At 70.7% G+C, this 20,877-nt stretch carries 24 protein-coding genes; 14 read left to right on the top strand and 10 right to left on the bottom strand.

The genetic code is table 11. The annotated features are described in order from the left end of the window. Positions 1-14: 14 nt before the first annotated feature. Positions 15-377, bottom strand: a complete 363-nt coding sequence (locus ACFWQG_RS16700) for a DUF3099 domain-containing protein (protein ID WP_378508749.1) — start codon at positions 375-377, stop codon at positions 15-17. Positions 378-468: 91 nt separating this feature from the next. Between ACFWQG_RS16700 and ACFWQG_RS16695 the strand changes: the two genes are divergently transcribed. Next, complete coding sequence (locus ACFWQG_RS16695) at positions 469-705, top strand: DUF3039 domain-containing protein (RefSeq protein WP_378508748.1); 237 nt, start codon at positions 469-471, stop codon at positions 703-705. A gap of 40 nt (positions 706-745) precedes the next feature. Next, on the top strand, positions 746-2,239 hold the full coding sequence (locus ACFWQG_RS16690) for an alcohol dehydrogenase catalytic domain-containing protein (protein ID WP_378508747.1): 1,494 nt from the start codon (positions 746-748) through the stop codon (positions 2,237-2,239). Between the two features lie 19 nt (positions 2,240-2,258). Here the strand turns inward: ACFWQG_RS16690 and ACFWQG_RS16685 are convergent, their stop codons facing one another. Next, positions 2,259-3,275, bottom strand: coding sequence for a YihY/virulence factor BrkB family protein (locus ACFWQG_RS16685; RefSeq protein ID WP_378508853.1), 1,017 nt, complete (start codon positions 3,273-3,275; stop codon positions 2,259-2,261). Between the two features lie 234 nt (positions 3,276-3,509). Here ACFWQG_RS16685 and ACFWQG_RS16680 point away from each other — a divergent pair, with 234 nt between their 5' ends. Continuing rightward, positions 3,510-5,345, top strand: coding sequence for a DEAD/DEAH box helicase (locus ACFWQG_RS16680; RefSeq protein ID WP_378508746.1), 1,836 nt, complete (start codon positions 3,510-3,512; stop codon positions 5,343-5,345). A gap of 163 nt (positions 5,346-5,508) precedes the next feature. Here ACFWQG_RS16680 and ACFWQG_RS16675 read toward each other — a convergent pair whose 3' ends face one another. After that, complete coding sequence (locus tag ACFWQG_RS16675) at positions 5,509-5,709, bottom strand: hypothetical protein (RefSeq protein ID WP_378508745.1); 201 nt, start codon at positions 5,707-5,709, stop codon at positions 5,509-5,511. A 226-nt stretch (positions 5,710-5,935) separates the two neighbouring features. Here ACFWQG_RS16675 and ACFWQG_RS16670 point away from each other — a divergent pair, with 226 nt between their 5' ends. Genes ACFWQG_RS16670 through ACFWQG_RS16660 form a run of 3 tightly spaced genes read left to right on the top strand, consistent with a single transcriptional unit; the run spans position 5,936 to position 8,023 of the window. Next, a complete protein-coding gene (locus ACFWQG_RS16670; protein ID WP_378508852.1) occupies positions 5,936-6,298 on the top strand; it encodes a DUF952 domain-containing protein in 363 nt (120 codons plus the stop codon). Positions 6,299-6,325: 27 nt separating this feature from the next. Next, complete coding sequence (locus tag ACFWQG_RS16665) at positions 6,326-6,808, top strand: cation:proton antiporter regulatory subunit (RefSeq protein ID WP_378508744.1); 483 nt, start codon at positions 6,326-6,328, stop codon at positions 6,806-6,808. A gap of 3 nt (positions 6,809-6,811) precedes the next feature. After that, positions 6,812-8,023, top strand: coding sequence for a cation:proton antiporter (locus tag ACFWQG_RS16660; RefSeq protein ID WP_378508743.1), 1,212 nt, complete (start codon positions 6,812-6,814; stop codon positions 8,021-8,023). On the opposite strand, the gene ACFWQG_RS16655 is transcribed toward ACFWQG_RS16660, so the two are convergent. Together ACFWQG_RS16655 and ppgK are read right to left on the bottom strand one after the other, a co-directional pair. Beyond that, the gene (locus tag ACFWQG_RS16655; protein WP_378508742.1) at positions 8,020-9,360 is read right to left on the bottom strand and encodes an RNA polymerase sigma factor; all 1,341 of its coding nucleotides are present in this window, start codon (positions 9,358-9,360) and stop codon (positions 8,020-8,022) included. The two genes, ACFWQG_RS16660 and ACFWQG_RS16655, sit on opposite strands and share 4 nt — an antisense overlap. Before the next feature lie 119 nt (positions 9,361-9,479). Next, on the bottom strand, positions 9,480-10,250 hold the full coding sequence (ppgK, locus tag ACFWQG_RS16650; RefSeq protein WP_378508741.1) for a polyphosphate--glucose phosphotransferase: 771 nt from the start codon (positions 10,248-10,250) through the stop codon (positions 9,480-9,482). A gap of 60 nt (positions 10,251-10,310) precedes the next feature. Between ppgK and ACFWQG_RS16645 the strand changes: the two genes are divergently transcribed. Next, on the top strand, positions 10,311-11,231 hold the full coding sequence (locus ACFWQG_RS16645) for an inositol monophosphatase family protein (RefSeq protein ID WP_378508851.1): 921 nt from the start codon (positions 10,311-10,313) through the stop codon (positions 11,229-11,231). A gap of 33 nt (positions 11,232-11,264) precedes the next feature. On the opposite strand, the gene cei is transcribed toward ACFWQG_RS16645, so the two are convergent. Further along, positions 11,265-11,948 (bottom strand): envelope integrity protein Cei, encoded by a 684-nt coding sequence (gene cei, locus ACFWQG_RS16640; RefSeq protein ID WP_378508740.1) that lies wholly within the window; start codon positions 11,946-11,948, stop codon positions 11,265-11,267. A gap of 455 nt (positions 11,949-12,403) precedes the next feature. Between cei and ACFWQG_RS16635 the strand changes: the two genes are divergently transcribed. Next, positions 12,404-12,706, top strand: coding sequence for a DUF4193 domain-containing protein (locus tag ACFWQG_RS16635; protein WP_378508739.1), 303 nt, complete (start codon positions 12,404-12,406; stop codon positions 12,704-12,706). A gap of 173 nt (positions 12,707-12,879) precedes the next feature. Here ACFWQG_RS16635 and ACFWQG_RS16630 read toward each other — a convergent pair whose 3' ends face one another. After that, entirely contained in the window at positions 12,880-13,413 is a 534-nt protein-coding gene (locus ACFWQG_RS16630; protein ID WP_378508738.1) for a DUF3093 domain-containing protein, read from the bottom strand. An 18-nt stretch (positions 13,414-13,431) separates the two neighbouring features. Here ACFWQG_RS16630 and dut point away from each other — a divergent pair, with 18 nt between their 5' ends. Together dut and ACFWQG_RS16620 are read left to right on the top strand one after the other, a co-directional pair. Next, a complete protein-coding gene (gene dut, locus ACFWQG_RS16625; RefSeq protein WP_378508737.1) occupies positions 13,432-13,929 on the top strand; it encodes a dUTP diphosphatase in 498 nt (165 codons plus the stop codon). Beyond that, positions 13,929-14,777, top strand: a complete 849-nt coding sequence (locus ACFWQG_RS16620; protein ID WP_378508850.1) for a DUF3710 domain-containing protein — start codon at positions 13,929-13,931, stop codon at positions 14,775-14,777. The genes dut and ACFWQG_RS16620 overlap by 1 nt, the downstream gene beginning before the upstream one ends. An 18-nt stretch (positions 14,778-14,795) precedes the next feature. Here the strand turns inward: ACFWQG_RS16620 and ACFWQG_RS16615 are convergent, their stop codons facing one another. Next, positions 14,796-15,518, bottom strand: coding sequence for an alpha/beta fold hydrolase (locus ACFWQG_RS16615; protein ID WP_378508736.1), 723 nt, complete (start codon positions 15,516-15,518; stop codon positions 14,796-14,798). Positions 15,519-15,694: 176 nt separating this feature from the next. Between ACFWQG_RS16615 and ACFWQG_RS16610 the strand changes: the two genes are divergently transcribed. Continuing rightward, on the top strand, positions 15,695-16,072 hold the full coding sequence (locus tag ACFWQG_RS16610; RefSeq protein WP_378508735.1) for an OB-fold nucleic acid binding domain-containing protein: 378 nt from the start codon (positions 15,695-15,697) through the stop codon (positions 16,070-16,072). Between the two features lie 72 nt (positions 16,073-16,144). Beyond that, positions 16,145-16,834 carry a DUF3159 domain-containing protein gene (locus ACFWQG_RS16605; protein ID WP_378508734.1) on the top strand — a complete coding sequence of 230 codons (690 nt, stop codon included), beginning with the start codon at positions 16,145-16,147 and terminating at the stop codon, positions 16,832-16,834. 194 nt (positions 16,835-17,028) lie between these two features. Here the strand turns inward: ACFWQG_RS16605 and ACFWQG_RS16600 are convergent, their stop codons facing one another. Further along, a complete protein-coding gene (locus tag ACFWQG_RS16600; protein ID WP_378508733.1) occupies positions 17,029-17,691 on the bottom strand; it encodes a potassium channel family protein in 663 nt (220 codons plus the stop codon). Positions 17,692-17,725: 34 nt separating this feature from the next. Beyond that, complete coding sequence (locus ACFWQG_RS16595) at positions 17,726-18,391, bottom strand: potassium channel family protein (protein ID WP_378508732.1); 666 nt, start codon at positions 18,389-18,391, stop codon at positions 17,726-17,728. A 180-nt stretch (positions 18,392-18,571) separates the two neighbouring features. Between ACFWQG_RS16595 and ACFWQG_RS16590 the strand changes: the two genes are divergently transcribed. Together ACFWQG_RS16590 and ACFWQG_RS16585 are read left to right on the top strand one after the other, a co-directional pair. Continuing rightward, on the top strand, positions 18,572-20,578 hold the full coding sequence (locus ACFWQG_RS16590; RefSeq protein ID WP_378508731.1) for an APC family permease: 2,007 nt from the start codon (positions 18,572-18,574) through the stop codon (positions 20,576-20,578). Continuing rightward, on the top strand, positions 20,575-20,877 hold a 303-nt coding region (locus ACFWQG_RS16585; RefSeq protein WP_378508730.1), incomplete at its 3' end, for a TRAM domain-containing protein. The genes ACFWQG_RS16590 and ACFWQG_RS16585, both read left to right, overlap by 4 nt.

Here is a 20,877-nt window from a genome sequence, read left to right as displayed (position 1 = left end):
TCTCCCAGTCACTCTCACCCCTCGATGGTGCGGTGGGGTGCCGACTCGATCGCCGGGCCCGGCGTCGGCCGGTGGTCGAACCGGCGCGGCTCGTCGGCGCGCCGCGGCGGGCGATCGTTCGCCATCAGGACCGCGATCCACGGCAGCGGGATCGACGCGCCGATGATCAGCAGGCTGATCCACCCGTTGCCCCACGCGCTGTACGCGATTGCCGCCAGCACCAGCGCCGGGATCCGGATCCCCATCATGATCGTGTACTTGCGGATCCGGGCCCGCTGCTGCTCGTCGAACGACGTCGCCGCGTCGGTGATCAGGATCGGATTGCGCGAACTCTCGTCGCCCTCGGCGGGTGGGAGGTTGTCCGAACTCGAAGGCATGGCTCCAGCGTCCCACTCCGCGGGCCGAGATGCACCACCGGGGTTCGGGTGCATCCTCGCCGACCTTCGCCGAATGCGTCATCATGGACCGGTGAGCACTGTGACCAAGGAACGTCCCGACACCACGACCGACGAGTCCACCGATGACGACGTCCCCAAGTACTTCCACTACGTCAAGAAGAACAAGATCGCCGAGAGCGCCGTCATGGGCACCCATGTCGTCGCGCTCTGCGGTGAGGTGTTCCCCGTGACGAAGTCCGCGAAGCCGGGATCGCCGGTGTGCCCCGACTGCAAGAAGATCTACGACGGGCTCCGGCCGGGGGAGTAAACCCCGGCGGGCCACCGAAGCGGGGCGCGGGAGGCGACCGGTGGGCGTCATCGATGCGGACATGCGCGGAATCGTCGAGTCGGCGATGCTGTCGTTCGTCGCGACGGTGTCCCCGGACGGCGCCCCGAACCTGTCCCCGAAGGGGTCGGTCCGGGTGTACGACGACGACCACCTGGCGTTCATGGACATCGCCTCCCCGCACACGATGGCCAATCTGCGCCGGGATCCGCGGGTCGAGGTCAACGCCGTCGACGTATTCAAACGCCGGGGCTACCGATTCGCGGGCGAGGCCGCGATCGTCGCACCCGGCCATCCCGTGTACGAGTGGCTGCACGACTGGCTCCTCGCGCTGAACGGACCCGGGTACCCGGCCAACGAGGCGGCCCTGATCACCGTGCGCCGCGCGGCCCCGATCCGGTCGCCCGCCTACACCTGGGGCGGTGCCCGTGAATCCGACCTCGTCGCCTCGTTCGGGCGACGCTACGTGGAGGCAGCAGGGCTCGGCCCGCTCGCGGCCGATCCCACGCCCGACGGCGCCGACCACCGGGGCAGTGCGCCGCGGACGATGCGCGCGGCGTTCATCCGGCACCGCGGGGGAGTCGAGCGGATCGAGGTCGGGCAGCTGCCGGTCCCACGGCCAGGCGGTACCGAGGTGCTGGTCCGACTGACGGCCACCGCGGTCAACCATGTCGACCTGTTCGTCAGGTCCGGTGCCTACCGGACCCCGATCCCGCTGCCGTTCGTCATCGGCCGCGACCTGGTCGGGACCGTCGTCGAGGCGGGAGCGGGCGTCACCGAGCACCGCGTCGGGGACCGGGTCTGGTGCAACAGCCTCGGCTACGGGGGCAGGCAGGGGACGTTCTCGGAGTATGTGTCGGTGCAGGCCGACCGGCTGTACCGGCTTCCCGACCGGGTCGACCCGCTGGCCGCGGCGCCCGTGCTGCATGCCGGGGCCACCGCGCACCTGGGGCTGCTGCGCACGGCGCGGGTCCAGCCGGGGGAGACGGTCCTGGTCGGGCACGCCAGCGGCGCGGTCGGCAGCGCGGCGGTGCAGGTGGCCGCCGCGGTCGGCGCCCGAGTGCTGGCCACCGCGGCGGTCGGCGACGCCGAGTGGTGCCGGGCCTGCGGGGCGGAGACGGTGATCGATCAGCACACGGAGGGCGCGGTGGACCGGATCAGGGCCGCCGCCCCGGACGGAGTCGACGTGTGGTGGGACACCAGCGGCGAGTACGACCTTGGCGCATGGCTTCCCCTACTCCGGCATGGTGGCCGGATCGTGGTCGCTGCAGGCCTCGATGCCGCACCGGTGCTGCCGGTCGGGCCGTTGTACACCGCCGACGCGGCCGTGTGTGGCTTCGCGATCAGCAACGCGTCCGTCGACGACCTCGCCGCGGCCGCACGGACCGTCAACGGTCTACTGCCGGGCCGCCTCCGGGGACGGGTCGGGGCCACCTACCGCCTTGAGGACGCGGCCGCCGCGCACCGCGCGCTCGAGTCAGGGGCGGCGCGCGGACGGATCCTGGTCGTGCCCTGAGCCGAGCTCCCGCCGCCGGTCACTCCCGGGGCAGCGGGCAGGCATCCGGGTGGTCCTCGGGATCCGGTTCCTCGTGCTTGCCGCGGGCGGTCCCGACGGCGCGGATCGGCGTGGTCGTCAGTCGGCGGGTCAGGCTCGTCACCGGCCCACCCGCGTCGGCCGCTGCCTGCGCGGCCAGCCACTCCCGCACCTGCTCGATCCGGGTCGCGCGCGCGGGCCAAAACTCCTGGATCGTCGCGTTGAACTGGGCGCCAAGCACCACCGCGAACCCGAGGAAGAACGTGAACAGCAGGAAGGCGATCGGGGCGGCGAGCGCACCGTAGGTGTACCCGGTGCCCGTCACCCAGGTGAGGTAGCGACGCAGCACCACGCTCGCGGCCATGAAGAACACCCCCGCGAGCAGCGACCCGCCGAGCAGCCGATGCCACGGCAACGTCTTCGGCAACGCCACCTTGTACAGCGTGGTCAGCCCGGCGATCAGCAGCAGGCCCACCGCCGGGTAGTAGAAGCTGTCGACCAGGCTGGACCCGACGTCGTACCAGGATTCGGGCAGCACCTGACCGATCAACGTCGGGCCCAGCGCCACCAGCGGCAGCACGAACACCGCCACCACCAGGAACATCACGTAGAGCAGCAGGGCGAAGATCCGCTGCCACACCGGGTGCCGGGCATCCTTCTGCCCGTGCGCCTCGACGATCGAGTCGACGAACGTGGAGATCGCCGACGAGCCGGCCCACAGCGACAGCAGGAAGCCGGCCGAGATGATCTCCGGCCGACCGCGCCCGAGCACATCCGACACGGTGGGGGAGATCAACTGGTCGACGACGTTCTCGCTGAACGCGGTGTGGCTGAACGTGATGATCTTCGACTCGATGATCCGCTGGATGTCCGGGCCGAACCAGCCGCCGACGTAGCCGATGCTGCCGAGCAGCCCCAGCAGCAGCGGCGGCAGCGACAGGGTCTGCCAGAACGCGGCCGTCGCGGCCTTCCCGAAGATCGAATCCCCCCACGCCTTGACCGCGGTCCGGGAGATCACCTGCCAGGTCTTTCGCAGCGGATGCCGGTCCGGCCTCGGGTCCGCGTGATGCGTCGGTAGGTCGGTCGGCGCCGCGGGACCCCCACCAGGGTGCTGGTCGCCGATCGGTTCGCTCATGATGTGTCCAGCATCCCTGACGACCGGGTCCCGGGCCGCACCGGTGGTGGTCGTGTCGGACACTTCCCGGTCGGTCGCTGTCGGCGCCGCGACACCTTTGGTGGTGTGCGCCATTGGATGCGGAGAACGTCGGCGGTCGGGGTTAGGCTCGTCCGGCAGTCCTCACGGTCGAGATCGACCCGCAGTCGAGAAGGAGCGGACGCGACAGTGCTTTCGGGTAATTCAGTGCTCACAGGTGACACCGAAACACCGGCCCCCGCGCCCACCTCGACGCTCCGCGCCTGGCAGCGGCGCGCCCTGACGAAGTACCTGGCGACGACGCCGCGGGACTTCCTCGCGGTCGCGACACCGGGCGCCGGTAAGACGACGTTCGCCCTCCGGGTTGCCGCCGAATTGCTCGGTGACCGTACCGTCGACCAGATCACCGTCGTCGCGCCAACCGAACACCTCAAGCACCAGTGGGCGGAATCCGCGGCCCGCGTGGGCATCGCGCTCGACGCGAACTTCTCCAACTCGACCGGTCAGACCTCCGCCGACTATCACGGCGTCGTCGTCACCTATGCGCAGGTCGCGTCGCATCCGACGAAGCACCGGGTGCGGACCGAGAACCGGCGCACCCTGGTGATCCTCGACGAGATCCACCACGGCGGCGACGCGAAGAGCTGGGGCGACGCGATCCGGGAGGCGTACGAGCCGGCAACGCGTCGGCTCGCCCTCACCGGCACCCCGTTCCGCAGCGACGACTCCGCGATCCCGTTCGTCCAATACGAGCCGGACCGCGAGGGCCTGATGCGGTCGAAGGCCGACCACGCGTACGGCTACTCCGACGCCCTCGCCGACGGCGTCGTCCGCCCGGTCGTGTTCCTCGCCTACTCCGGTGAGGCCCGCTGGCGCAACAATGCGGGCGAGGAGTTCGCCGCCCGGCTCGGGGAACCGCTGTCCGCCGAACAGACCGCCCGGGCCTGGCGAACCGCGCTGGACCCGGCAGGTGACTGGATTCCCGCGGTCCTCACCGCGGCGAACACGCGCCTGCAGCAGCTGCGGTCCGGCGGCATGCCCGACGCGGGCGGCCTGGTGATCGCGACCGACCAGACCGTCGCCCGCGCATACGCGAAGATCCTCGAGGCCCTCACCGGGCAGGCGCCGACCGTCGTCCTCTCCGACGACCCCACCGCCTCGAAGCGGATCGCCGAGTTCAGCGGCAATACCGAACCGTGGATGGTCGCGGTGCGGATGGTGTCCGAGGGCGTCGACGTGCCGCGGCTGGCGGTCGGGGTGTACGCGACCAGCGCGTCGACCCCGCTGTTCTTCGCGCAGGCCATCGGCCGGTTCGTGCGCTCCCGGCGGAAGGGGGAGACGGCCAGCGTCTTCGTCCCGTCGGTGCCCGTCCTGCTCGACCTGGCCAGCCAGCTCGAGGTGCAACGCGACCACGTCCTCGGCAAACCGCACCGCGAGAAGGACGGCCTCGACGACGACCTGATCACCGACGCGAACAAGCAGAAGGACGAGCTCGGGGAGGAGGAGAAGGCGTTCACCTCCCTCGGCGCCGATGCCGAACTCGACCAGGTCATCTACGACGGCTCCTCGTTCGGCACCGCGACCTTCGCGGGCAGCGACGAGGAGGCCGACTATCTGGGGCTCCCGGGTCTGCTCGACGCCGAGCAGATGCGGGCACTGCTCCGCGAGCGGCAGGCCAGCCAGCTGGACAAGAAACCCGCCGAACCGGCCGCCCCGGTCCCGCCGCCCGCGGTGACCGACCGGGTGGGGTCCGCGGCGAAGCTGGCGGAGCTGCGCAAGGAACTCAACAGCCTCGTCGCGATGACCCATCACCGCACCGGCAAACCGCACGGCTGGATCCACGGCGAACTGCGCCGCGTGTGCGGCGGGCCGCCGACGGCCATTGCGACCGTCGAGCAACTCACCGACCGCATCGCCACCCTCCGGCGGTGGTGAATTGCACCGCCCGCGGTGGTGGTGAATTGCACCGCCCGCGGTGGTGGTGACGTGCACCGCCCGCTGTGGTGGTGACCGCACGCCGAAGGGCCCGCATCCGGTGGATGCGGGCCCTTCGGTGTCGAATGGGGGTCTGAGGGTCAGGCCGCCCGGTTCTGACGGCCTAGATCGCTGCTTCGTCGATGGCGCCGGTGACGATGGTGGCGTTCATCGCGCGGAGTCGATCCTCGTGCTCGTTGGCGTGATGCTGGCAGAAGAGGAGCTCTCCACCAGAGGCGAGCACCGCGCGGACGCGGGCTCCGGCACCACACCGGTCGCACCGGTCGGCTGCGGTCAACGGGGGGCTGGTCAGGGTTCCGGGCATGACTCCTCCGTACTGGCTCCCGGTGCGACCCGGGACCTTGGGGGCTGGTCCGCCGCGTCGGGTGACGCGGTGGCATCACTCTGTCAGACGTTCGGCGTTCGTTCGATGTTCCCGACGGTGTTTCTTTGTGGTTTCACTAACAGCAGACACCGGTCGGGCGGTGACACAGGTCACGGACCGCCTCGGGGATAAGGTTCGTTCCGTGACCGATCCGACCCTCGTGCACATGTGCACCGCCGACGACTGGGCGCGATGCCGGGACAGCGGGCGACGCATCCCGGACAGCGTCGGCTCCGACGGGTTCGTGCACCTGTCCACCACCGAACAGGTGCAGCTGCCCGCGAACCGTCTGTTCCTCGGCCGCGACGACATCGTGCTGCTGTACCTCGACGCGGCCCGGCTCGGCGCCGAGCTGCGGTGGGAGCCGGGCGTGCCGACCGACCCGGCGTCGATGCGGTTTCCGCACCTGTACGGCCCCCTGCCCGCCGCCGCCGTTACCGCGGTCGTGCCCTACTTGCCCGGGCCGGACGGGATGTTTCCTGCTGCCGACCGCACGCCGCGACCGGGACACCGCGACCTGCGCACCTGACCGCGCCCGCGGCGCTACCGTTGAGTCATGAACGTGGAAGTGACCCCGCTGCCCGGGATCGGGATCCGCAAGGACTTCGAGCTCGCCACGGGTCGGCGCGTCGGTGTGGTGACGCTGCGCGACGGCGGCACCGACCTGATCGTCTCGAAGAAGGACGACCCCGACTCCTGCCAGGCCTCGGTGCGGCTGACCGAGGACGAGGCCGCGGTGCTGGCGAATCTGCTCGGGGCGCCGCAGCTCGTGTCGCAGCTGACCGAGGAGCACCGCGACCTCCCCGGGATCACGACCCGGCAGCTGCCGATCAGCGAGGAATCGCCGTTCGACGGGCGCACCCTCGGCGAGACCGGGATGCGCACCCGCACCGGCGTGTCGGTGGTGGCGGTGATGCGCGCAGGGCAGGTGTATCCGTCGCCGAACCCGGACTTCAACCTCACCGAGGGTGACCTCCTCGTCGCCGTCGGCACCACCGACGGACTGGACGCCGCGGCCAAGATCCTGCACCACGGATGATCCGTGGATAACACCGCGCTCGCGCTGGTCGAGCTGGGTGCGGTCTTCTTCGCGCTGGGCGTCCTCGGGCGGCTGGCCGGCCGAATCGGGATGTCCCCGGTCCCGCTGTACCTGATCGGCGGGCTGTGTTTCGGCAACGGCGGGTTCATCTCCCTCGGCGACATCGGGGAGTTCGGGCACCTGGCGAGCGAGATCGGGGTGGTGCTGCTGTTGCTGCTGCTCGGCCTCGAGTACACGGCGTCGGAGCTCGTCACCGGTCTGCGGAAGTCGTGGATGGCCGGTGTCGTCGACCTCGTCCTGAACTGCACGCCGGGTGTCGTCGTCGCCCTGCTGCTCGGCTGGGGTCCGATCGGCGCGCTGGTGATGGCGGGCGTCACCTACATCTCGTCGTCGGGGATCGTGGCGAAGGTCCTCACCGACCTCGGCAGGCTCGGCAATCGGGAAACCCCGGTGGTGCTGTCGATCCTGGTGTTCGAGGACCTGACGATGGCGGTCTACCTGCCGATCCTCACCGCAACCCTGGCCGGGGTTGGGCTGCTCGGCGGTGTCAAGGCGATGGGGATCGCCCTGCTGGTGCTCGCGGTGGTGCTGCTCGTCGCGCTGCGGCACGGCCACGTGGTGTCGAAGATCGTGGATGCCAAGGACCGCGAGGTCTTCCTGCTCAAGCTGCTCGGGGCTGCGCTGCTGGTGGCCGGGATCGCGTCCGCGCTGCAGGTGTCCGCCGCGGTCGGCGCGTTCCTGCTCGGCATCGCGATCTCCGGGTCGACGGCGCGCAACGCCGCGCAGGTGCTGGAGCCGCTGCGGGACCTGTTCGCCGCGATGTTCTTCGTGGTGTTCGGGCTGAACACCGATCCGTCCACGGTCCCGCCGGTCCTCGGCTGGGCGGTCGTCCTCGCTGTCGTCACCACCGCGACGAAGGTGCTCACCGGAATCTGGGCGAGCCGCAGGCAGGGGGTGGCCCGGATGGGCCAGGCGCGGGCCGGTGCCGCCCTCGTCGCGCGCGGTGAGTTCTCGATCGTGATCGCGGGTCTCGCCGTGTCCGCGGGCGCCGTCGAGGGCGAACTCGCCGCCCTCGCGACCGCGTACGTGCTGCTGATGGCGATCCTGGGGCCGGTCGCCGCGCGGGTCGTCGAACCCGTCGCGCGGCTGCTGGTGCCCCGGCTGCGCGAACGGCCGTCGGCGGGGGAGCCGACGGCCGTCACCGACGAAATCTAGTCGAGGTAGTCGCGCAGCACCTGCGAGCGCGACGGGTGCCGCAGCTTCGACATCGTCTTCGACTCGATCTGCCGGATCCGCTCACGGGTGACGCCGTAGACCTGACCGATCTCGTCGAGCGTCCTCGGCTGCCCGTCGGTCAGGCCGAAGCGCAGTCGCACGACGCCCGCCTCACGCTCGGACAGCGTGTCCAGGACCGACTGCAGCTGATCCTGCAGCAGCGTGAACGACACCGCGTCGACCGCGACGACGGCCTCGGAGTCCTCGATGAAGTCGCCGAGCTGGCTGTCGCCCTCGTCGCCGATGGTCTGGTCCAGCGAGATGGGCTCACGCGCGTACTGCTGGATCTCCAGCACCTTCTCCGGCGTGATGTCCATTTCCTTCGCGAGCTCCTCCGGGGTGGGCTCGCGGCCCAGGTCCTGCAGCAGCTCGCGCTGGATCCGCCCCAGCTTGTTGATGACCTCGACCATGTGGACGGGGATGCGGATGGTGCGGGCCTGGTCGGCCATCGCGCGGGTGATCGCCTGCCGGATCCACCAGGTGGCGTACGTGGAGAACTTGTAGCCCTTGGTGTAGTCGAACTTCTCGACCGCGCGGATCAGACCGAGGTTGCCCTCCTGGATCAGGTCGAGGAACGCCATCCCGCGGCCCGTGTACCGCTTCGCGAGCGAGACGACCAGTCGCAGGTTGGCCTCGAGCAGGTGGTTCTTGGCGCGGTTGCCGTCGCGGCAGATCCAGTTCATGTCGCGGCGCTGCGCGGCGGGGAGCTTCTCGCCCTTCTCGGCGTGCTCGGCCATCAGCTGCGTTGCGTACAGGCCGGCCTCGATGCGCTTGGCGAGCTCGACCTCCTCCTCGGCGTTGAGGAGGGCGACCTTGCCGATCTGCTTGAGGTACGCGCGCACCGAATCGGCGGACGCGGTCAGCTCGGCGTCCTTGCGGGCCTGCCGGAGCGCCTCGGACTCCTCCTCGTCCCACACGAAGTCGCCGGACGCCTTGTCCTTCTCGGACGGCTCCTCGGTGGTCTCGTCGTCCTCGACGGTGATGTCCTCGACGACCTCCTCGGTCAGCTCGCCCTGGGGGCCCTCGAGCTCGAGGTCGCCGTCGTCGTGGCCCTCGTCCGCCGCGTTCGGGTCGCCCGCCTTCTTGGTGGCGGCCTTCTTCGCCGCGGCCTTCTTGGCGGGGGCCTTCTTTGCTGCGGCCTTCTTGGCGGGGGCCTTCTTGGCGGGGGCCTTCTTCGCGGGGGCCTTCTTCGCGGCCGCCTTCTTCGCGGGAGCGGTACCGGTGACCTCCGCTTCGGTCGCGGAGTCGGAGGTCGGACTGGTTTCGGTGGCGGCCACGTACGCCCTTTCGTGACGGAGTCGTGCGGCGTCACGCCAGAGGATTTCCGGCGGAGAGGTCAGTTGATGTCGGCCGGCTTGGACGTCGGCCTCACCATTGTAACTATCCTCCGGGAGGGTTACGCCCCGATGCTGGTTGCCGCGGTCAGCGCCGCACCGACGATACCCGCCGTGTTCAGCAGCGATGCCGCGACGACGGGGGTGTCGTTGGTCAGGTGCGGGATCCACTTCTCGCCCTTGCGGCTGATGCCGCCGCCCGCGATGAACAGGTCGGGCCACAGCAGCGCTTCGTACCGGACGAGGACCCGGGAGACCTCCTTCGCCCACTCCTTGTACGACAGGTCCCGAAGCTCCTTGACCGCGGACGACGCGCGGTGCTCGGCCTCCTTCCCGTCCACCTCCATGTGTCCGAACTCGGTGTTCGGCAGCAGCACGCCGTGGTTGAGAATCGCGGACCCGATCCCGGTACCGAACGTGAGCAGCACGACCACGCCGTCGACGTCCCGGCCCGCCCCGTAGCGGTCCTCGGCGATGCCCGCCGCGTCGGCGTCGTTGAGGACCGCGACCGGCGCCCCGCCGAGGGCCGCGGTGAACAGGGCGCGGGCATCGGTGCCGATCCACGCGTGGTCGATGTTCGCCGCGGTGCGGCAGATGCCGTTGGTGACGACGGCGGGGAGCGTGATCCCGACCGGTCCGGTCCACCCGGCGCGGGCGACGATCTCCGCGACCGTCGCGGCGACCGCCGTCGGGGTCGCGGGGTGCGGGGTGAGGATCTTGATCCGGTCGCCGATCAGGTCGCCGGTGTCCAGGTCGACCACACCGCCCTTGATGCCGCTGCCTCCGACATCGACGCCGAAGCCACGGATCGTCTGCTGCGTCGCATCCGTCATGGCGGCAACGATAGTGGCTGTGGTTGCGCCGTGACGGGAACCGGTGAGGCACCATGGGGTGTGCCGTTTTTCGAGGATCACCCCGCCGCCCGCCGCCCCGTCGACAGCGGGGCGGGCGCGGCGCCCGACGGCCCGGCGGCACTGCGCGCCGTCGCGGTCCGGGTCGCCGTGGCCGCCGCAGCCCATGTCGCCGCGCGGCGACCCGAGGTGTTCGCGGCGGTCGGCCACGCCGCGGTCCCCGGCGCCGACGCCGTTGCGGCGAAGAGCACCCCCACCGACCCGGTGACGGTGGTGGACACCGAGACCGAGGACCTGATCCGGGCGCAACTCGCCGAACTCCGCCCCGGCGACGCCGTGCTGGGCGAGGAGGGTGGCCGGGACGGCGGCCCGGACGGGGTTCGGTGGGTCGTCGACCCCATCGACGGAACGGTGAACTTCCTGTACGGGATCCCGGCGTTCGCGATCTCGGTTGCGGCCCAGATCGACGGGGTCTCGGTCGCAGGCGCGGTCGTGGACGTCGCCTCGGGCGCGGTCTACTCCGCCGCGCGCGGGCAGGGTGCGACGCTGCATGAGGCGCACGGCGCGGTGCACACGCTGCGCTGCACCGAGGCGACGGAGGTGTCGATGTCGTTGTTGGCCACCGGATTCGGGTACGTGGCGCAGCGCAGGCGGCGGCAGGGCGAGCTGGTCGCCGCGCTGCTGCCCCGGGTGCGCGACATCCGCCGCATCGGGTCCGCCGCGCTGGACCTGTGCATGGTCGCTGCCGGCCGGGTCGACGCCCACTACGAGCACGGGCTCAGCCCATGGGACTGGGCGGCCGGGTCGCTGGTCGCGGAGGAGGCAGGCGCGGTCGTTCGGCTGCCGTCGGCGGAGTCCACCAGCGACGAGGGCGCGATCACGGTGGCCGCCGCGCCGGGGGTCGCCGGTGCCCTCGACGAGCTGTTCGCGGAGGTGGGGGCGCTCGACCCGATTCCGGTGTGAGCGCGCCCCGCCCTCCGTGTCGGGGGCGTGCGGTCAGCAGTGAACGGTGCGGGCGGCCTTGAGCAGGTCGATGTCCACCGCGCCCGCACCGTCGGGGGCGGTGGTCTTGAGTGCGGAGAGCACCTCTTCGGCGTCGGTATTGGGCTGCAGGTTGCGGAAGTAGGTGCCGAGGGCGAGGTCGACGATGTCGTCGGTGCGGCCGTCCTGGATCAGTTCCGCGCACGGCATCGCGAGCCACAGCGAGCTGGCCGCGGCGAGGCCGCTCGTCCCGAACCGGATCTGGCCCTGGCACTGCATGTTCTGGTCGACGTACACCGGGTCGTTGCCGGACTGGATGTCCGGGGCCGCGGCGAAGCCGTAGTCGCTCAGCTGGGACGCGACGTCGGCGGCCTGACCGCGCTCACCGTTCGCGTTGAACACGCGGACCCGGGTGGCGGACAGCGGGGCCGGTTCGACGTCGAGGAGAGTGGACGCCGGGACCTGGTCGCCGAGCGGCTGCGGTGCAGGCGCGTCCGGGTCGACCGGGCCGGACACGGACGGCGGGTTGCAGACCACCGGGGCGGACAGCTCGGTCGGCTTGGTGAGGATCCGGAACCACAACAGCGCGCCGAGCACCGCGAGTACCGCGATCAGCGCGATCACCGGCAGGGCCCGTCGGTACGGATAGGGCTTGCCGTTCGGGCCGGTGGAACTGCCCTCGGTGATCAGTGAAACCACGTTGCGTCCTGACCTCTCGCTGTTCGGGTGCTGCTGCGTGCGCACAGCGTAGTGAAGGGTCGGGTCGCGTCGCGACACCGGAGGCGGCGCGGCGTGCGTGCCGGGTCGGTCGGTGCCCGCCGGGGCTGCGGTGTGACGGACATCGTCCCGGTCCGGAATGCCCAGGCGGATCGAGGTGTTTGTGTCGTGTGCCGGACGGTTTTCGGGCCACGGCGAAATGGACCGCGACATTTCCGCCGAGTTCGGCTATTGTCTGGCCGCCTGATCGTGACAGGACGGTGGTCGCGGAAGTGTGCAGATTTGAGAAGAATGTGAGTCGAATCATATTTTCTCTTGCTAACTTCCGGGCACATTTCGTCGTCCTGATGCGTTGTGCAGCGAGGCTGCGACAGGTGGCACGCCCACCGGGCGTGGGGACGGGGACAGATGACGAGAGAGGACGAGGGGAAGACGAGATGGCAACCGACTACGACGCACCGAGGCGTTCGGAATCCGATGAGGTGTCGGAGGACTCGCTGGAGGAGTTGAAGGCGCGGCGAAACGAGGCCCAGTCCGCGGTCGTCGACGTCGACGAGTCGGATACGGCGGAGTCCTTCGAACTGCCGGGTGCCGACCTGTCCGGCGAGGAACTGTCGGTTCGTGTGGTGCCGAAGCAGGCGGACGAGTTCACCTGCTCCAGCTGTTTCTTGGTGCATCACAGGAGCCGACTGGCCAGCGAGGCCAACGGCGAGATGATCTGCATGGACTGCGCCGCCTGACGGTGCACCGCGACGGCCGCACGTCCCGCTCTCGGCCCGGCCCGATGGGGTCGGCCCGCGGTGACGCGCGAGCCCGGACCGCGCGCTGACCCCGCACCCGAACGAGCAACGCCCGCGTCCCACCCGAGCACTCGGGGTGGGACGCGGGCGTTCGTCGTCCGGGTGCGGGGGTGCTACGCGGCCCCGGTGTTCCAGCCAAGCGCCGCCGCCAGCTCGTGCGGCCGGCGGGTGCTGACCAGCCAGTACGGGGTCGGGTCGTCCGGATCGTCGAGGACGATCAGCAGCATGGTCTTGATCCAGGTCCGGTTCTGCACGAACGCGGCGGGATCGAGCTGGCGGCCCAGCGCGGCCGACTTCGCCGACGGGGGCACCACGGCGACCCGGGCGATCACGTCGACCGGCAGGTGCGCGCGCCCGACCCGCAGCTCACCCGCGTCGCCGTGCGCACCCGCGACGACGTCGACCCGCATCCGGCTCAGCCACAGCAGGCCCCACACCGGGAACGGAAGCAGCAGCGCGTACGGCAGCCACGCCGGGATGCCCGGTTGGGCCATGTTCACCTCGGCGGCAAGCAGCCCGGCGACCGCGAGCCCCGCGACCCACCACCACGGTGGGACCCAGAGTCGCTCCGAGTAGCTCGAGCGGTCGGTGGCCGGGGTCGGGCCGGACGTCGGTTGGGGGTTCCCAGGTTGGGGGTTCGCAGGCACGCATCCAGAGTAGTCTCGGTGCACGTGAGCGATCTTCCTGCCATCGAGCTGCTACGCCTCGATCCCGAGCTACCACTCCCGCGACGTGCGCACGACGGCGACGCGGGCGTCGACCTCTGCTCGTCCGTCGACGTCACCCTCGCACCCGGTGAGCGTGCCCTGGTGGGCACCGGGATCGCCGTCGCGCTGCCGATCGGGACCGTGGGGCTGATCCATCCGCGGTCCGGCCTCGCGGCCAGGTCCGGGCTGTCCGTGGTGAATACCCCCGGCACCGTGGACGCCGGGTACCGCGGGGAGATCAAGGTGTGCCTGATCAATCACGACATCCACACCCCGATCGACATCCGGCGCGGCGACCGGATCGCGCAACTGCTGGTGCAGCGCGTCGAACTGGTGACGTTCGTGGAGGTTGACGCGCTCGACGACACCAGCCGGGGCACCGGCGGCCACGGTTCCAGCGGTGGCCACGCGCTGCTGCACGCGGCTGCCGAACCGGTCAGGGAGGAGGCACGATGATGTTCGGGCGGAAGAAGAAGGACGTCGAGGCTGCCGAGGGCAACCCGTCCGTGCGGGGCCGGGCGGACGTGGACGACGTCAGCGCCACCGAGATCACCGACGAGTTCCCGGCCCTCGGGACCGAGGAGCGTGGACCGTACGACGTCCTCGACCTGGACGGCGACCCCGCCGAGGGGCGACTCGACCTCGGTTCGGTGCTGGTGCCGGTGCCGGAGGGCGGGCAGATCCAGGTCGAGATGGCCCCCGACGGCACACCGCAGGCGGTGCACCTGGTGACGCAGCACGGCCGGATCACGGTCGCCGCGTACGCCGCGCCGAAGTCGCCGGGGCAATGGCGTGAGGTGACCGCCGACCTCACCGAGTCGCTGCGGACCGACAACGCGCAGGTCACCGTGCAGGGCGGCCCGTGGGGGCGGGAGATCCACGCGATCACCCCGAATGCGGACCTGCGGTTCATCGGCATCGACGGCTACCGCTGGATGATCCGCTGTGTCGCGGCCGGGCCGACCGGCTCCGCCGGGTCGGACTCCCCGCTCGCCGGGGTGGCCCGCGAGGTGCTGCGCGAAACGGTGGTGCGGCGGGGCGACGAGCCCCATCCGGTGCGGACCCCGCTGCCGGTGGTCCTCCCGCAGGCACTGGCCGACCAGCTCGTCGCCGCGCAGCAGCAGCAGGTCCTGGCGCAGCAACAGGCGCAGGCTCAGCAGGAGCAGGCCCAGCAGCAGGCGCTCGCCGCGCAACAGCAGGCGGCAACGGCGGCGGCCCTGGCGCAGCAGGAGCGGGATCGGACCCCTCCGGAGCAGCGTCCCGGCGGCTCCGGCTCCGCGATGCAGCAGATCGAGCGCAACTGAGTCGAGGCAGGCGGTGGTCTACACCGTCTGCGGCTGACTCGGCTGCCGTGCGAGTGCCGCCAGGCAACCGCGTCCGAGCGCGGCAGGGTCGGCGCCGACGTCGTCGAGGGTGACGGTCTCGAGCGCGGCGTGCGGGAGCACCCCGACCCACTGCCGTGCCACGGCGATCGGATGCACGGCGTCGTCGACGGCCGCGCAGATGCCGACGGGGACGGGTGTCCCGGCGAGCCGGTCCTCGGTGAGCGCGTCGTACCGGGCCGCCTCGTCGAGGGCACGCGGCAGGTGCGGCCACTGGGATCGCCACGAGCGGGCGAGTTCGATGCCGAGCCAGCCTGGGGAGCTGGCGACCATCTCCTCGATGACGGCCTCGAGCCCGTCGGCGCGCAGTCGCTGCGCGGTGAACGCGGCGCTCGCCGCGGCGGGGGCGTCGCGGGGGTCGCCGGTCCACGCGGGCAGCGCGGCGAGGACCCCCGCCGCGCTGCCCGGGTGCTGCGCCGCCCAGTCCAGCGCGACCGCGGCGCCGATCGAGATGCCTGCGGCCAGGATCCGGTGGTGCCGGGCCGCCGCGGCATTCAGCGCGTCCCAGTAGCTGTCGACCACCCGGCGCGGGTCGGGGTCGACCGCGATGACCCGGACCCCTGCCTGCGACAACGCGGCGGTGAACGCGCGGGCGGCAAAGTCGGCGTCGGACCCGGTCCCGGGGAGTGCCACGGCGACGGGCGGCAGTGTCAGCGGTGCCATGCGTCGATAGTGCACGGTGCCCGGTCGCCGATCCCAACCGGTCTGGTTGACCCGCCCGGATCAGGGTCTACAGTGGCGGACACGGAGACCACCGACGCGTGGCCGAGGGCGGCGAACGCCGACCGGGACGGCCCCGCACCCGCACCACGTTCTTGGCAAGCTCGAAGGAGCGCGCAATGGCACTCGCGGCCAACGGATACATCAGGCGACTGACCCGCCGCCTGACCGAGGACATCGACGAACTCGACGCCGAGGAGATGGCGGAGTCCTCGCAGGCATCGGGCGCCCAGTGCGCCAGCGACTGTCGGCACGGCGAGGAGGTGACGATGCAGGGCAGGCTGCGCAGCGTGGAGTCCTGTTCGAAGTCCACCAGCGCCACCGTGCAGGCGGAACTGTTCGACGGCACCGATCCGGTGACCCTGGTGTGGATCGGCCGCCGCCGGATCCCCGGGATCGAGACCGGGAAGAAGCTGCTGGTCCGGGGCAGGCTCGGGGAGCGCAACGGCCAGAAGACCATCTACAACCCGTACTACGAGCTCCTCGGCGATTCGTAGGGCCGTCCGCGCGGGGCCGACGGCGGGCGCCGGGCGGTGCAGGCAGGGGAGCCGATGTGGCACCCTCGTGGGGTGACCGACAGGCAGCAGCCCACCATCCTCGAACAGCTCGGCGGCATCAGCGGGTTGATCTACTCGACCCTGCCGATCCTGGTGTTCGTTCCCGTGAACGGCCTGTTCGGGCTGACCCCGGCCATCTGGGCCGCGCTCGGCGTCGCCGCGGCGATCCTGGTGTGGCGACTGGTGGTGCGGGGGACCGTGCAGCCGGCGATCTCCGGCTTCGTCGGTGTCGGAATCTGTGCGTTCATCGCGCACCGGACCGGGGACGCGAAGGGATACTTCCTCTTCGGCATCTACACCTCGCTGCTGTACGCGGGTGTCTTCCTGGTGTCGATCCTGGTGCGCTGGCCGCTGGTGGGCGTGGTGTGGGGATTCCTCAACGGGCACGGCAACAGTTGGCGACGGTCGCGGGTGGCGACGCGGGCCTACGACGTCGCGACCGTGGCCTGGGCCGTGGTCTTCGGCGCGCGGTACCTGGTGCAGTCCCAGTTGTACGACACCGATCACACCGGCTGGCTGGCGGTGGCCCGGATCGGGATGGGCTGGCCGTTGACCGCGCTGGTGCTGGTGGTGACCGTCTGGGCGGTGCGCCGAGCGGATCGCGCGGTGGACGCGGCCGGGTTGGACGCCGACGAACGGGACGCCGAGAGTCTGGCCGGCGGGGGAGCGGACCCCGCCGACGCCCCGCCCGCCGACCGCTAGGCGAGGCCATGAGAAAGCCCGCGCTGCGCCCCGTCGGAATTGTTGTCGAATGGTGATGTATTTCAATTCCGGCGATATGAATTCGTGATTTATTGGGCGGGTCGCGGCCCGGATTAATCGGACAATTGCCGTCGTTGTGGCGGTGCCGATGTGCATTCCCCTGCGGTGGCCGCCGCGCGCACCGCGTCCGCCGGTCAGTGGTCCAGGCCCACCGCCTCCCGCAGCTCGTCCTCGACCTCCACCGACGCGACGAACACCAGCTCGTCACCGCCCTCGATCGGGTCGTCGGGCTGCGGCGCGATCACCCGCCCGCCGCGGATGATGGTGACCAGCACCGCATCCCGAGGCAACAGCATCCGGCGCACCGGCTTGCCCGCGAGCGGGGTGTCGGCGGGCAGCGTGATCTCCACCAGGTTCGCCTGACCCTGCCGGAACGTCATCAGCCGGACCAGGTCGCCGACCGAGACGGCCTCCTCGACCAGCGACGCCAGCATCCGCGGCGTCGACACCGCAACGTCGACTCCCCACGAGTCGTCGAACAACCATTCGTTGCGCGGATCGTTGACCCGGGCCACCACCCGACTGACCGCGAACTCCGTCTTCGCGAGCAGGCTGACGACGATATTCGCCTTGTCGTCGCCGGTCGCCGCGATCACCACGTCGTACGTCTCCAGCTGCGCGGTCTCGAGCAGTCCGAGCTCGCACGCGTCCGCGTGCACCCAGTGCGCCTCCGGGATGACCTCGGGCTCGACGTGCTCGAGCTTGCGTTCGAGCAGCATCACGTGGTGGTCGCTGCGGACCAACTCGCGGGCGATCGACCGGCCGACTGCTCCGGCTCCGGCAATTGCGACTCTCATCGGTTCACTTCCGATCGGGTGGGCTGGCGGTCGGTCAGTTGTCGGCAGGCGGCGCGGTCGCGGCCAGCGCTACGGCCTCGGCGACCGTGCCCGACACCGCGGCGACGTACACCTGGTCCTCGGCCTGGATCACGGTCTTCGGGCCGGGAAGGACCCCGCTGCCGAACCGGATCAGGAACGCGACCCGCGACCCGGTGAACTCCTCTAGTTCGGTGACCCGGTGCCCGACCCAGTCCTCGTGCAGGTCGAGTTCGGCGACCGCGACGGTCCCCGATGGATCGCGCCACTTGGTGGTGTGCGACTCCTTCGTCAACTGGTGCAGGAACCGGTCCGTCGTCCACGGCACCGTCGCGACGGTCGGGATGCCGAGCCGCTCGTAGACGGCGGCGCGCTTCGCGTCATAGATCCGCGCCACCACCCGGCCGACCCCGAACGTCTCCCGCGCGACCCGCGCGGAGATGATGTTCGAATTGTCGCCGGAGGAGACCGCGGCGAACGCCTCCGCCCGTTCGATGCCCGCCTTGACGAGGACGTCGCGGTCGAAACCCATGCCGACCACCCGCTGTCCGGTGAACTCGGGGTCGAGGCGCCGGAACGACTCCGGATCCCGGTCGATGATCGCGACCTCGTGGCCGATCCGGTTCAGCCCGGCCGCGAGGGCGGATCCGACCCGGCCGCACCCCATCACGACTACGTACACCGCTCACCCTCCGCTGACTCCCCGAGGCCGTACGCGGGCCGTCGGTCGGCTCGCTGCCCGTGAACCCGAACGGTACCGGTCGGCCCGCCGTGGTGCGCACGGCCCGCCCGCTGCCGGGCCGAAACCGGACGTATCGGTGCGGATGCCGCCGGATCGAATCGGACGGCTTACGCTTTGGCGGTGTCAAAGCTCTCGACCGCTGCGAAGCGGCTGTTGGTGGGTAGGCCGTTCCGAAGCGACAAGCTGGGACACACCCTGCTGCCCAAGCGGATCGCGCTGCCGGTCTTCGCGTCCGACGCGATGTCCTCGGTCGCGTACGCGCCGGAGGAGATCTTCCTGGTGCTGTCCGTCGCCGGGATCGCCGCCTACGCGTACACGCCGTGGGTCGGGCTCGCGGTCTGCGCCGTCATGGCGGTGGTCGTCGCGAGCTACCGGCAGAACGTGCACGCCTACCCGTCGGGTGGCGGCGACTATGAGGTCGCGACCGTCAACCTCGGCCCGAACGCCGGGCTGACCGTCGGCAGCGCGCTGATGGTCGACTACGTGCTCACGGTCGCGGTGTCCATCTCGTCCGCGGCGTCGAACATCGGCTCGGCGGTGCCGTTCGTCGCCGAGCACAAGGTGCTGTTCGCGGTCGTCGCGATCGCTGTGCTCACCGCGGTGAACCTGCGCGGTATTCGCGAGTCCGGAACCGCGTTCGCGATCCCGACCTATGCGTTCATCGTCGGCATGTGCGGCATGCTCGGGTGGGGGCTGTTCCGCACCTACGTGCTCGGCGAGGAGATCCAGGCCGAGTCGTCCGGTTTCGAGCTGGTCGCGGAGGACTCGCACCTGTACGGCATCGCGTTCGCCTTCCTGATCGCCCGCGCCTTCTCCTCGGGGTGCGCGGCGCTCACCGGTGTGGAGGCGATCAGCAACGGTGTCCCGGCGTTCCGGAAGCCGAAGTCCCGCAACGCGGCCACCACCCTGCTGCTGCTCGGGACGTTCGCGATCGTGCTGTTGATGGGCATCATCGTGCTCGCCCAGAAGATCGGCATCGTGTACGCGCACGACCCGGCAACCCAGCTGGTCGGCGCCCCAGAGGGATACCACCAGAAGACCCTGATCGCGCAGATCGCCGAGGCGGTGTTCTCCGGCTTCCCGATCGGATTCTTCTTCATCGCCATCGTCACCGCGCTGATCCTGGTGCTCGCCGCCAACACCGCGTTCAACGGATTCCCGGTCCTCGGGTCGATTCTCGCCCAGGACCGGTATCTGCCGCGGCAGCTGCACACCCGTGGCGACCGGCTCGCGTTCAGCAACGGCATCCTGTTCCTCTCCGGCGCTGCGATCGCCTTCGTCGTGGTGTTCGGTGCCGAGGTCACCAAGCTGATCCAGCTGTACATCGTCGGCGTGTTCGTCTCGTTCGTGCTCAGCCAGACCGGCATGATCCGGCACTGGACGCGGCACCTGCGGACCGAGTCCGATCCCGAGCAGCGGCGACACATGCAGCGGTCCAGGGTGATCAACTCGATCGGCCTCGCGATGACGGGTGCGGTCCTGGTGATCGTCCTGATCACCAAGTTCGCTGCGGGCGCCTGGATCGCGATCGTCGCGATGGTCGCGATCTTCGTGCTGATGAAGTCCATCCGGCGGCACTACGACAGCGTCGCCGCGGAGCTGGAGGATCAGGAGTGGGACGGGGTGCTGCCCAGCCGCACCCACTCGATCGTTCTGGTGTCCAAGATGCACATGCCGACGATGCGGGCACTGGCCTACGCCCGCGCGACCCGCCCCGACACCCTCGAGGCGGTCACCGTGAACGTCGACGAACCCGACACCCGGGCCCTGGTCCGGGAGTGGGAGAAGAGCGACATCACGGTGCCGCTCAAGGTGATCGAGTCGCCCTACCGGGAGATCACCAAGCCGGTGCTCGACTATGTGCGGCGGGTGCGCCGCGACTCGCCGCGGGACGTCGTCACCGTGTTCATCCCCGAGTACGTGGTCGGGCACTGGTGGGAGCAGATCCTGCACAACCAGAGCGCGCTGCGGCTCAAGAGCCGGTTGCTGTTCCAGCCCGGGGTGATGGTGACGTCCGTTCCGTGGCAGCTGACCTCGTCGGAACGGGTCAAGCGCTACACCGTGCCCACCGTGCCCGGCGGCACCCGGCGCGGGTTCGACGCCCCGGACGAGAAGGGGAAGCAGTGAGCGAGAGTTGGTTCGGCCGGACGCTTGCGGTTCGGCTCGGCAACCCCGGGCACGGTGGGTTTTGCGTGGCGAGGCACGAGGGGCGGGTGGTATTCGTCCGGCACGGGCTGCCCGGCGAACTGGTGCGGGCCCGGGTCACCGAGGACCGCGGCGGGTCGTTCTGCCGCGCGGACGCGCTCGAGATCGTCGATCCCTCCCCGGAACGCGTCGACCCGCTCTGCCCGATCTCCGGACCCGGCGGGGCAGGCTGCTGCGACCTGTCGCACGCGTCGCTGCCCGGCCAGCGCGCGATCAAGGCG

Origin of the sequence: Rhodococcus sp. NPDC058532 (assembly GCF_042719255.1) — a bacterium.
Classification (GTDB): domain Bacteria; phylum Actinomycetota; class Actinomycetes; order Mycobacteriales; family Mycobacteriaceae; genus Rhodococcus_G.
The sequence above is the reverse complement of the archived record's forward strand: the minus strand, read 5'-3'. Positions and strand labels throughout refer to the sequence as shown.